Here is a 12,872-nt window from a genome sequence, read left to right on the forward strand (position 1 = left end):
ATTAAACAAACGTTTGTTTAACTGTGTTTATGCATATGTAAGCTGACTAATCAAACGTTTGTTTAAAAAGAAATACGCCTATATAAGGCGCATTTTTATCAATCACCACCGCCACCACAGCTTCCTCCGCTATCTCCCCCAAAAGATCCTCCACAATCATGTGAGCCGCCATCATGCGAGCTATCATTATCAGATCCAGCAAAGAAAAATAATGGTGATGAGCTGTTAGATGAATTATGAATGTTATTTTGTTTTGTAAGATTTACCTTCTTTTTGTTCGATCGAACTGCTGTTACGATTGTTACAACTACAACAAATAATAGTATGACAATAATAAATTCCATTTAAAAGCCTCCCTTATTCCTCGAATAATTGAATGGTTCTCTCTAGATTTTCAAGTGAAATGAAGCGTGATTCACGAAGAATTTCTTTTCCATTATGAAATAATAAAATTGTTGGCCCTGTAAATACTCCATATCGACCCGCAATCTCCTGCATGTCTTGTAGTAATATCTCTATTTTCTCTACGTAATCATAATTCTCTAATACGCAATTTACTTTTCTTAGCATAACATCACAAACACCACAATTTTCCGTTTTAATAAACAGAAGTACCAATTGTTGTTCTTCGATATAGGTCGCTAATTCTTCTATCGTTTTAAATGTAGTCATCTTATCCCTCTTAGCGTAATTTACGAAATACTTTGTCTTGATACATACGAAAAGCTGAACTATCTTTAATCTTTCTCTTTTCCATTACCTGCTGAAAACGAAGAGTTTTTGCTGTTAACTTTTCTCGTAATTTCTTTCTCTCTTCTTCATCATAACAGCAAGCAATTAAATCCTCTATTTTTAATATATCTTTTTGTAGTTCCATTTCTGGTGGAATCATTCCCGCATTTTTTAAAATTTTATAACTCATTCTAAGTTCTGGAGGTACCATTGAAAGATCTTCTAATTGTAGTGGTTTTCCTTTTCCCGGAAGATAATCAAGATCACCATTCCGTATTGCTTGTCGAATTTTTTCTTCAGCAATGTTCAAAAACACATCCACACTATTCCCTCCTTTACATATTTTTACTATTATTTTACATGATATTTCCTTATCTTTCTACGTCTTTAATAATTGGCTCCATACAATTTTTTCTCAAATTTATTTATAATGAGCTTTTTCTTCCCATACCAATCTTTCGTTTTCATATATAGTTTGTATTCAAGCCTTTTTGTATTGAGAAAGTCTTTTTCAACTTAATAAAGCGTTTACACTAAATCTTACATTTGTTACGATTTAATCACCCCCAGCTCCCTTGTATAGACTTCGTGATGTCTGATCATTTTATCTAGACGTTTCATACGTCTAGATTCATTTTGGTTTATTGGCGTATGCCTTTAAATATATCTTTTATTTTGAAAGGAGAAATGGCTATGAGGTCTCAAAAATTCACACTGCTATTACTATCTCTACTACTTTTCTTACCTCTTTTTCTCATAAATTTTATTACTCCAAATCTCGCATTAGCAGATTCACCAAAGCAAAGTCAAAAAATTGTTGGGTACTTTCCTTCGTGGGGCGTTTACGGACGTAATTATCAAGTTGCTGACATTGATGCATCAAAGCTTACTCACCTTAACTATGCTTTCGCGGATATTTGTTGGAATGGAAAACATGGAAACCCTTCTACTCATCCTGATAATCCAAATAAACAAACGTGGAACTGTAAAGAATCTGGTGTACCATTGCAAAATAAAGAGGTTCCTAATGGTACTCTCGTACTCGGTGAACCATGGGCTGATGTTACCAAATCGTATCCTGGCTCAGGGACAACTTGGGAAGATTGCGATAAATATGCCCGTTGCGGAAATTTCGGGGAACTAAAACGATTAAAAGCTAAATATCCTCACTTAAAAACAATTATTTCCGTTGGTGGCTGGACTTGGTCTAACCGCTTTTCTGATATGGCCGCTGATGAAAAAACAAGAAAAGTATTTGCTGAATCTACAGTAGCTTTTCTTCGCGCATATGGGTTTGATGGCGTAGATTTAGACTGGGAATATCCGGGCGTTGAAACGATTCCTGGTGGTAGTTATCGTCCTGAAGATAAACAAAATTTCACTCTCCTTCTTCAAGATGTCCGAAATGCTTTGAATAAAGCAGGTGCTGAAGATGGCAAACAATATTTACTAACAATCGCTTCAGGCGCAAGCCAACGCTACGCTGATCATACAGAGCTAAAGAAAATTTCTCAAATACTCGATTGGATTAATATTATGACATATGATTTCCACGGCGGATGGGAAGCTACTTCTAATCATAATGCAGCTCTATATAAGGATCCAAATGACCCAGCAGCAAATACGAATTTTTACGTAGATGGTGCTATAAATGTTTATACAAATGAAGGTGTTCCAGTCGATAAACTAGTATTAGGCGTACCCTTTTACGGACGTGGCTGGAAAAGTTGTGGCAAAGAAAATAACGGACAATATCAACCTTGCAAACCAGGTAGTGATGGGAAACTTGCTTCTAAAGGTACTTGGGATGATTATTCTACCGGTGACACAGGTGTGTATGATTACGGTGATTTAGCAGCCAATTACGTTAATAAAAATGGTTTTGTACGCTACTGGAATGACACAGCTAAAGTACCTTATTTATATAATGCAACTACAGGCACATTTATTAGCTACGATGACAATGAATCTATGAAATACAAAACAGACTATATAAAGACGAAAGGTTTAAGTGGAGCAATGTTTTGGGAACTAAGCGGAGATTGCCGTACAAGTCCAAAATATAGTTGCAGTGGTCCAAAATTACTTGATACGCTAGTAAAAGAATTACTTGGTGGACCTATTAGTCAAAAAGATACTGAGCCACCAACGAATGTTAAAAACGTTGTAGTTACGAATAAAAATTCAAACTCAGTTCAATTAAACTGGACTGCATCTACTGATAACGTAGGAGTTATGGAATATGAAATTACTGCTGGAGAAGAGAAATGGAGTACAACAACAAATAGCATTACAATTAAAAACTTAAAACCTAATACGGAATACACATTTTCAATAATTGCCAAAGATGCTGCTGGAAATAAATCACAACCTACCGCTCTTACTGTCAAAACGGATGAAGCTAATACGACACCTCCTGATGGAAATGGTACTGCTACATTTTCAGTCACTTCGAATTGGGGCAGCGGTTATAACTTCTCGATTATAATCAAAAATAATGGAACGACTCCTATTAAAAATTGGAAATTAGAATTTGATTATAGCGGTAATTTAACACAAGTTTGGGATTCTAAAATTAGTAGTAAAACAAATAATCATTATGTAATTACGAACGCAGGATGGAATGGTGAAATTCCTCCTGGTGGATCTATTACAATTGGCGGTGCAGGAACAGGTAATCCTGCCGAACTTTTAAATACCGTCATTAGCGAAAACTAGACGTAATATCCATTAATTAATTCACTAAAGTTTGAATTTAGGTTTGAGCAATACCTCCTAAATTCAAACTTTTAATTTTACGAAAAATCAAAAATATGATAATAACCTATTATAATTATATTTAATTTCTAATATGAAGTTTATATGAAGTTCATTTGAATTTTACATGAATTTCCTTTAATTTCTATTGTCTTCCTATAATATCCATATTATCCTTTACATAAAGGAATTATTTTCATTCCATTTTGAACTATCTATATATATAAAGAAAGATAGTCACCTGTTAGGGAAAGGCTTTCGTATTATAAATATAACAAAAGAAAAAGCACGCTTATAAGCGCACCATAAGAGTGCTTCTTCATACAATTCTCATGTAAGAGTTCTCGAAAATCATGTTAATCACAAAGAAAAGGCATTAGCTCCTAAAAGCTAATGCCTTTTCTTTATTCATATTGTTCAGTATTCCAATCTTCTATATTCCATACTTTTGTTATCCACGATTCATAGAAAGAAGGTTCATGTGAGACAATTAAAACCGTTCCTTTGTATTGTTGTAACGCTTCCTGTAAAGCCATCTTAGTTTCTACATCCAAATGATTAGTCCGTTCGTCTAAAATTAAAACATCAGCTTTTTCTATTTTTTCATATAAGGAGCTAACACACTTAAAATCTCTTCTTTATCCTTTTTTAATTCGAGTGATGTTAACATATCCATCGTTCTCGGCCTAGGTAATTTCACTTGTACCTCGCCAACTATTGACGCTGGTCTTTGAGATAAAATAAATACGCGATCTGAAAGCAAGATTGCCTCATCTAAGTCATGTGTCACCATAACGATTGTTTGCTTTTCTTGATGCCAAGAGTTTAAAAGCCAGCTATGTACTTCCATTTTTGTAAATGCATCTAATTTACCAAAAGGCTCATCCAGCAGCATAATTGGCTTTCCACATAAATATGTGCGCAGAAAACTAATTCTTTGACGCATACCACCAGATAATTCATCTGGATAATGGTCTGCATATTCATCTAGTTGGAACTGCTTTAATGCTTCCATTCCTTCTGTCAGCCTTTGTTTTTTCGGCTTTCCTTCAATTTCTAACGGAAGAACGATATTTTGCAAAGCTGATCGCCACGGTAGTAATAAATCTTGTTGTGGCATATAACTAACAACATCTTGCTCTTGTACTTGCTTATCGTTATACGTTACGTTCCCGCTTGTTGGTTTTTCAACATTTGCAATCATGTTTAATAATGTGCTTTTCCCGCAACCACTCGGTCCTACAAAGGAAACAAACTCTCCCTCTTGTATAGAGGCACTAATATTCTCTAATACATTCTTTCCGTCAAAAGATTTCACTATATTTTTTATTTGTAATCCGCTCATTTTTCACTTGGAAGGAATTCATTTGTAAAAGCATCTTTTACATCGATTTTCTTTTTAATAACTTTGTTGTCATATAAGAAATTCATGTAATTCGTCCAAATTTCTTCCTTCTGTACTCCCCATGCTTTAGCATCATCTTGATACTTCGTACTTAACCATTTTTGGCTTTCTTGAACTAAATCTTTATTTACATCTGGAACAGCTTTAATTAAAATATCAGCAGCCTCTTTCGGTTCCTTAATTGCAAAATTATAACCTTCTGTCGTTGCACTCATAAACTTTTTCACAAAGTCTTTATCTTGCTTCGTATGTTTTTCACTCGTAATAATAACAGGACTATAGAAATCAAGCGCTGGATCTAAGTCCTTCACCATAATCGTATTTAACTCTTTTCCTTGGCGCTTCGCTTCAATACCATCCCAACCGTAATAAATCCATTCGAAATCTGCATCACGACCGATTGATTTAAAGAAATCTGTTTGTCCTAAGATGATTTTTTCAACTTTATTAAAATCAGCTTGATGTTTATCCATAATCGTCTTTAATGTCGCTTCTTCCGCTGGTCCTCCCCAGCCGCCGTAACGTTTACCTTCAAAATCTTTCGGTGACGTCATATTATCTTTCTTAAGCGATGCAAACGCTGAAGTGTTATGCTGAATAATCGCTCCTACAGATACAACAGGAATTCCTTCCACACGAGCTAACGTTACATTTTCTTGTGCGCTTATTGCGAAGTCTGCTTTTCCTGATGCTATCATTTGCTCTGCTGTTACATTGTCACCTGGTTGAATAATTTCTACATCTAATCCTTGCTTTTTGTAATAATCTTTCGTTTGCGCTACATACAAGCCAGTATGATTCGTATTTGGAAACCAATCTAATACTACTTTTACTTTTTGATCTTTACTTGCACTTTCTTCTTTCTTCGCCGGATTACATCCAGCCACACCTACCGCTACTAAGGCAGCTAACATAACTTTCAAACCTTTTTTCATTTTCTGCCGTCCTTTCTATATATCCATGGTGCTGTTATTCTTGCCATAAACTCTACGATAAAATACAGGCATAATGTCACCATAACGATGATTGCTGCAACACCAAATACTCGGGCAGTCAAAAAGGATTTTGTAGCCCTCGTAAGCATAACGCCTAATCCTTCACTTGCACCGAGCCATTCTCCGATAATTGCCCCCATTACGCTATATGTAACTGCAATTTTTAAACCTGAGAAAAAGTATGGAAGCACTGCTGGAAATTTTACTTTCTGGTAAACTTGCCATTTTGTCGCCTTCATTGTTTGTAACAGTTTCAACATGTTTTTATCTACTGTTTGAAAACCTTCTAAAATACTAAGCGCAATTGGGAAGAAACAAACAAGTATTACGACCATTACTTTCGGCAACATCCCATATCCAAACCAAATAATAAATAGCGGTGCAAGTACAACAATTGGAATTGTTTGCGAAATAACGAGCAATGGATTTATTAAAATACGAAATAACGGTATAACGTCCATAATAATTGCGATGCTCGTCCCCAATAAAATTGCAAAGAATAGTCCAATTATAACTTCCTGCAGTGTTTGCATCGTATTTGGTAATAGTAAATCTTTCATCCCAATTAATTCTTGAACAATGGCAGAAGGCTTTGGTAAAATCCACGGTTCGATTTTAAATAATGAAACAGATCCTTCCCATATCGCAATGAGAAGGATAAGCCAAATAGTTGTAATAAGTTTAGATTGCTTCTGGTTTTGCATATTCATCACGGTACTTCCAAACCTTTTCATCTATCGTTACACCAGTGCTTGGACGATAATGGATTTTAATAGAAGTAATCACTTCTTCTGCTCCAGCATCGACGCAAGCTTGTTGCGCACGTTTAACGACATCAAGAAGTACATCTAATTCTCCTTCCAAAGTTGTTTCCATTGCCCCTACTTCATAACGAACTCCCGATTGTTGCACAACTTCAATTGCTTTATCGACAACAGAATATACATCTTTCGTTTTTGCTTGTGGTACTACTGAAAATGACATTGTAACTTGTTGTGACATAATAAAATCCCCCTTATAAAAATAAATTTCAAAAATAAGAAAAGGCTTTCCTACTGCGTAGGAAAGCCTTGTATGCAAGTTATTACAGAATAACATATGCTACATCACTTTAAGTAACTCCCTACGCTGGCATTATCCAGATCAGGTTGAGGGTCGATGTTTACTTACATCCTCTCAGCCAATTGGCTCCCCGGTCCTTAATTCGTTTTCATTGTAGCATGATTTATTTTATTGAACAAACAAAAGCATGCATAATCATTTCATTATTTTTGGAAAATAACCAACTTTTTCACCATGAGCTAATAACTGCTGAATAAATTCTTTATTAATTGCTGGTACTATCAATTCTTTTTTCTTAATCCATTTATTCGTTCTACGCGTACCCATTACAATTTCAGATTGCTGCGCTCCATCTCCTGCAACTTGAGAAGCAATTAACTCTGCTATTACTTCATTTCCCTTCGCTAATGCAAGTCCGGTATTTACATATTCTGAAAGTGGAACCATTTCAAGATTGTATCCACACTCTCCAATTAGCTGTATAAATTGTTCAAACTCAATTTGATGTGGATGACAAATATGTAACGTCTCTCCTATAATTTGCGAATCTTGCAAATACGATACAATTGATTTACTAGCAAAATCAATTGGTGTGAAATCAACTTTCCACTTCACATTTGGTGCTTTCCCAATTAATAGCATTGTTTTAATAAGACGATAAAATGCGTTTCCTTCAATATTTTGTTGGAACGAACCTGTTTCTGAATGACATGCTAAATTACCTGCACGATAAATATTTCCACGCAAACCATTTTTCATTGCTTCACGAACAATGTTTTCCGCTTGTAGTTTACTATTTGAATATACATTCTCTAAGTCTACACTGTAATTAAAATCACCAGTTTTCATGTATGTATCCCATTGATCTACCGCTAATTCTAACGGGATACCAATTGTAGAAATAAAATGGAATGTAGCACCTTTCTCCGCTAATGTTAGCATACGGCTAGTTCCTTGGACATTTATATTTTCAAATTGTTTTACATCTCCAAAATGTCTTACATCTGCACCGCAATGAATTATCGTATCCATCTTAGAACTGATGAACATAAATTCTTCTTCGCTCATCCCAAGATACTCTTCTCCCAGATCACCAGCTACGGCCTGTATACGCTGTAACCATTCTTCACATACATCATTAAAGTAGCCTGTTAATGTATCTATAATTCTTTGCTGCACATCTTTAGTTGGTCTTACTAAACAATAAATAGTAGCAGCTGTATCTCTCAACAATTCATATAATATGTGTGATCCTAAATAACCAGTAGCTCCTGTTAAAAAGACATTTGAAATCTGGTTTTCTTCCAAAACGTTTGCATACGTGATAATATCTGGTTCGTGAATCACTTTATATTCACGAAATACTTCTTCTTTCTCTACTTTTACTTCTCGCTCAATTCGAGCTAATCCATATATCGTTCTTTCTTTAAAGAAATCTTGAATTGTTAAATGTGAGAAATCTTCTTTTAACAATGTTAAGACTCGTAATACCTTTAATGAATGTCCACCAATTGTAAAGAAATCATCATGCACTCCAACTTTTGAAATTCCTAATACTTCCGCCCAGGCGTTCGCTATTTGTTTTTCTGCTTTATTAGAAGGTGCAACATATTCTTGTAGACGAACCGGTTCATACTTTTCTTCTAACTGAGCTAACTTCTTAACATCAATCTTTTTATTAGGTGTAAGTGGTAATTCATTAATATAAATTAGTTTAGAGGGCACCATATAATCTGGTAATTGCTCTTGTAACTGATAAACTAATTCTGGTATTTCTTTTTTATTTAAAGTTGTATAGAACGCGATTAAATATTGGCTACCTTCCTTACTCTTCTTAGCAAAAACAGCATTTTCTTTTATATTATGATTTTGAGAAATTTTACTTTGGATTTCTCCTAGTTCAATACGATGTCCTCTAATTTTTACTTGATCATCTTTCCGATGTAAAAACTCTATATTTCCATCCTCTAGCAACTTAACGATATCACCTGTTTTATATATATTAACTATAGGATTAAAAGGGTTCGGAATAAAAGCTTCAATTGTTTTATTAGGCTTATTAAAATACCCTTTTGCTAATCCCACTGAATCTATATATAATTCACCAGGTACACCAATTGGACAAAGATTCATATTCTCATCCAAAATCATAACTTGATAATTAGCACATGGTTTACCAATGGGAATACTCGCAACATCCTCATTTAACTGACTAGGTATTTTATAGGTTGTCGTCACTACAGTACATTCTGTCGGTCCGTATACATTATGAATTTCAACATTTGTACCTATTCTTTCTCTCCACAATTTAATAACCTCTACAGGCAACATTTCACCGCCAATCGCAATTCTTTTTAGGGAAGCTAGCTTATATATATCTTCTTCTGCTAAATAAGTTGCTACTTGTCGAACAAAAATTGTTGCTAATGCCAAGATTGAAGTTGCTTTCACTTTATAGATTGCATTTGCAAATGCTTCTACAGACAATCGCTCTTCCTCTAATAGTACATATAAGTTTCCTCCACAGAATAAAGAAGCAAATGACTCCCATACAGAAGCATCGAAACTAAAGGAAGGAAATTGGGCAAATACATCCTCTTCTGTCAATTCATATTGCTTTTTCATCCAAGTATACAGATTAACAACGCCTCTATGTGCTAACATCGTTCCCTTTGGATTCCCTGTTGAACCAGATGTATAAATCATATAAGCTATATCATCACAATGAATAGACAACTTTACATCTGTATCTTCATAAGTTTCACTATCATACATTGAAACTGTTTGAACCCCATCACATGTTATAGGCGTCTCTTTCATCAATATAACTTTCGCTTGGCTATCTTGAATAATGTACTGTATTCTACTTTCCGGATAATCTGGATCAATCGGAACATACGCTGCACCAGCTTTTAATATAGCTACCATACTTACTACTGTGTCTATGCTACGTTTCATAAATATTCCAACATAGTCTCCTAATTGGACGCCGTTTTTAATTAACATATGAGCTATTTGATTACTTTTTTTATTTAGCTCCTCATAAGTTAAAGTACCTTCCCTTGAAGATAAAGCTATACGATTTGGAAATTGAGTAACAGTATTATAGAACATATCGACGATACTTTTCTCAGGATATACTGCTGTCGTATCATTCACTTGACTATAAAGTGCCATCTCGGCCTCTGTAATAACATTAAAATTATTTATATGATTATTATTATTTTGTGATTTATTAATTAAAACACCTTGTATTTGTTGTGCATAACGAGTAATTGTTGTCTCTTTCCAATTAACACTATTAAATATTATTTCTACACTTTGCATATTTTTACTAAATACAAATTGTAATGTATTCGTGTCTTTTAGCTCATAATATGTTTCACCAATAATAATAGGTGACATTTCAGATAACGTATTACCGTTTTGAAACTCTTCTATTTCTTCCTCATTCATTTCTTTAATTTGCTCCAGTTGCTCTTCAATTTGTAAATTTAAACTTTCATAGGAGAGAAAATTAGAAACTTCAATAGTAATCGGAAATAAACTTCCTCTTACATGATAAAGCACGACAATATGTTTTTCTTTAGAAATATGATATAACCACGTTGCAGTCGCTCCTATTAAATCTACAATGTGAGTCAAATTTGAAAACAGTTCCGTTTTCCTTTTTATCCTAAGTTCTGTTCCTTGCACATCTTTAGGTATTTTAATACTTCCTTCTACTTTTTCTAAAAATTCTTTTACCATCTCACTATAAGAAATTGCTAATTTCATATTTATGTAAATTCCTCTCTTAAATATAATAAAGGTGTGAAAATTCACACCTTTTTTATCCCTTATTAAAGGGCAGATTCGTTCAATTCATAATCAGTAGCGGAGATACCCCCTTGATTAGAATTGAACTTTCTCCTTATTCGCTTTTAAACTCACCAATAAGCTCTTGTAATTCCTGAGAGAGCCAACTTAAAGAAGTCGCTAATTCTGCAATATCTTGTACTGATATTTCTTGCTCTTTCATGCTTTCTTCAACATTACTACTGCTGTTGGCATAAGTATTTGCAATATGTGATAATTCATTTACGACTTGAACAATATTCTGGCTATTTTGTAAAATATCACTCGAATTACCAGAAACAGCTTTTACTTGATCTGTAACAGATTGCGCTGATTTTGAGATTTTTTCAAAGAAATCTCCGCTACTTTGAACAAGCGAAATTCCAGTTTCTACTTCTTTTGAACCTTTTTGCATGGAAACTACAGCATCTTCTGTCTCAGCTTGTGTTTCACCAATTAATTTCGCTATATCTTTAGCAGACGCTTCCGTCTGTTCTGCTAATTTTCGTACTTCATCAGCAACAACTGCAAACCCTCTTCCAGCTGCTCCAGCACGTGAAGCCTCAATAGAAGCATTTAAAGCTAATAAATTTGTTTGATTTGAAATACCTGTAATTACAGTTACGATATCACTAATTTCTTTTGACCTTGTTTCTAACGAATAAATGATGGAAGACAAATCTTGTACTGCATTTTGGATTAAACTCATTTGATTAATAATTTGTCCAATCACTTCATTACCTTCAATTGAATGTTGTTCCATACCTTCAGAAGCAACCGCAACTTGTTTCGCAGCCCCAGTTATCTCTTCTACCTTATCTTCCATTCCATGTACAATCCCTAAACATTGTTGTACTGAAGTTTTTTGAGACTGTGCCCCTACTCTTAAACCTTCAATAGAGCTTGCAATCTCTTGAACTGCCATGCTGTTTTCCTCTGTACTCGCCGACAATTCTTGTGAAGAAGAAGAAACTTGCTCAGCAGTTTGCCTTACTTTATCTATAATCCCTTTAAACTTTTCAATCGTGTTATTGAAATAAACATTAATAATTCCAATATCATCTGGTCTTTCTTTTAATTTAATACTCAAGTCACCTTCACCAATTTTACGTAACCCTTCTCGTAAATCTTTTAATGGAGCTAGCGAGTGACGCACGATAAAGAATTGAGTAATAGTCGCAATTGCTAATGAAATAATGATAAAGAGTAAGCCCTGTATCATAAACTTCTCTTTTGTAATAGGAACAATGGAAGCATCTAAGTCAGCCGCAATAATTGCAACAATATTGTTTTCTCCATCTGTAATTGGTTCTAATATTGTCACCCACGAACCTATTTCATCTTCATATACTTCTGTCATTTGAGCCTTTTTCGTATCAATCACTTTATCGTATGCCTTCATCCAATGAGCGGGTTGTTCATAATAATCTCCCGGCTTTATAGGAAACGCATTTGTTAACTCTGTAGTCAAACCAACGAGTTGTAATTCTCGCTTTTCATTCGGCTTTGCTCCTGTAACATACGTTTGTCCAACACTTTTCAATTCTTTTGACACTTCATCTAATTTCTCTGTTAACTTTTCTTTTTTCACTTTTTCGGCTGTAGGATCTTTCGCCATGTCTCTAACCAATTCTACATCCAATTTTTTCAATACTATTTCTCCTGTTTCAATAGACTGCCTTTCAAATAAAGACATCATACTATTTTGAAACATGTTGAAACTTAACGCACCCATACTTCCAACAAGTGTCAAAATAACTAATACGGTTAATAAGACGTTCTTTTGAAGGAACGATAACTTATGCCAATATTTTTTCATTAATATCCACCTTCCTTAATCAACATAAACAAAAAAAACAAAATATATGAATATTTTGTTTGAAAATGTTTCTCAATATGTTCGAGAATAAAAAAAAGCCAATGTAAAAGCATTGGCCAAGACCAACCCTATCCGTCCGGTAACTGGCTAGCGTAGCCTTTCGACCTTAGCTCCTGTAGTTTTGCGTCCTCATGTTTCCATCAGTTTGCCTTTCTCGCTGAACGAGTTGAACGATATGGGAGTTCTATGAGAATTAATTTATTCT

The 12,872-nt window shown here is 34.4% G+C and carries 10 protein-coding genes, 1 pseudogene and 2 riboswitches; of the genes and pseudogenes, 1 reads left to right on the forward strand and 10 read right to left on the reverse strand.

The window, feature by feature from the left end:
• Window positions 1-98: 98 nt before the first annotated feature.
• Genes MKY38_RS20075 through MKY38_RS20085 form a run of 3 tightly spaced genes read right to left on the reverse strand, consistent with a single transcriptional unit; the run spans window position 99 to window position 1,054 of the window.
• The gene (locus tag MKY38_RS20075) at window positions 99-344 is read right to left on the reverse strand and encodes a hypothetical protein (RefSeq protein ID WP_114555820.1); all 246 of its coding nucleotides are present in this window, start codon (window positions 342-344) and stop codon (window positions 99-101) included.
• A gap of 13 nt (window positions 345-357) precedes the next feature.
• Window positions 358-672 (reverse strand): thioredoxin family protein, encoded by a 315-nt coding sequence (locus MKY38_RS20080; RefSeq protein WP_000206517.1) that lies wholly within the window; start codon window positions 670-672, stop codon window positions 358-360.
• 10 nt (window positions 673-682) lie between these two features.
• Window positions 683-1,054, reverse strand: a complete 372-nt coding sequence (locus MKY38_RS20085) for a DnaJ family domain-containing protein (protein ID WP_114555821.1) — start codon at window positions 1,052-1,054, stop codon at window positions 683-685.
• 371 nt (window positions 1,055-1,425) lie between these two features.
• Here MKY38_RS20085 and MKY38_RS20090 point away from each other — a divergent pair, with 371 nt between their 5' ends.
• Window positions 1,426-3,450 (forward strand): glycosyl hydrolase family 18 protein, encoded by a 2,025-nt coding sequence (locus MKY38_RS20090; RefSeq protein ID WP_341049539.1) that lies wholly within the window; start codon window positions 1,426-1,428, stop codon window positions 3,448-3,450.
• A 443-nt stretch (window positions 3,451-3,893) separates the two neighbouring features.
• On the opposite strand, the pseudogene MKY38_RS20095 reads toward MKY38_RS20090, so the two are convergent.
• The 7 genes and pseudogenes from MKY38_RS20095 to MKY38_RS20125 all read right to left on the reverse strand — a co-directional run.
• Window positions 3,894-4,088 (reverse strand): annotated as a pseudogene (locus MKY38_RS20095) (ABC transporter ATP-binding protein); the annotation flags it as partial.
• Window positions 4,085-4,834, reverse strand: coding sequence for an ATP-binding cassette domain-containing protein (locus tag MKY38_RS20100; protein ID WP_114555822.1), 750 nt, complete (start codon window positions 4,832-4,834; stop codon window positions 4,085-4,087). The gene MKY38_RS20100 and the pseudogene MKY38_RS20095, both read right to left, overlap by 4 nt.
• Window positions 4,831-5,829, reverse strand: a complete 999-nt coding sequence (locus tag MKY38_RS20105; RefSeq protein ID WP_000715573.1) for an ABC transporter substrate-binding protein — start codon at window positions 5,827-5,829, stop codon at window positions 4,831-4,833. The genes MKY38_RS20100 and MKY38_RS20105 overlap by 4 nt, the downstream gene beginning before the upstream one ends.
• Window positions 5,826-6,599 (reverse strand): ABC transporter permease, encoded by a 774-nt coding sequence (locus tag MKY38_RS20110; protein ID WP_001057166.1) that lies wholly within the window; start codon window positions 6,597-6,599, stop codon window positions 5,826-5,828. Before MKY38_RS20110 ends, MKY38_RS20105 begins: the two co-directional genes overlap by 4 nt.
• Complete coding sequence (locus tag MKY38_RS20115; RefSeq protein ID WP_000082906.1) at window positions 6,571-6,891, reverse strand: MTH1187 family thiamine-binding protein; 321 nt, start codon at window positions 6,889-6,891, stop codon at window positions 6,571-6,573. The genes MKY38_RS20110 and MKY38_RS20115 overlap by 29 nt, the downstream gene beginning before the upstream one ends.
• A gap of 101 nt (window positions 6,892-6,992) precedes the next feature.
• Window positions 6,993-7,094, reverse strand: a riboswitch (TPP riboswitch).
• Between the two features lie 52 nt (window positions 7,095-7,146).
• Entirely contained in the window at window positions 7,147-10,728 is a 3,582-nt protein-coding gene (locus MKY38_RS20120) for a non-ribosomal peptide synthetase family protein (RefSeq protein ID WP_341049544.1), read from the reverse strand.
• 136 nt (window positions 10,729-10,864) lie between these two features.
• On the reverse strand, window positions 10,865-12,607 hold the full coding sequence (locus tag MKY38_RS20125; protein ID WP_000761081.1) for a methyl-accepting chemotaxis protein: 1,743 nt from the start codon (window positions 12,605-12,607) through the stop codon (window positions 10,865-10,867).
• Window positions 12,608-12,742: 135 nt separating this feature from the next.
• A riboswitch (cyclic di-GMP riboswitch) is annotated at window positions 12,743-12,827 on the reverse strand.
• Between the last annotated feature and the right edge of the window lie 45 nt (window positions 12,828-12,872).

Origin of the sequence: Bacillus sp. FSL R5-0585 (assembly GCF_038004545.1) — a bacterium.
GTDB classification, from domain to species: Bacteria; Bacillota; Bacilli; order Bacillales; family Bacillaceae_G; genus Bacillus_A; species Bacillus_A cereus.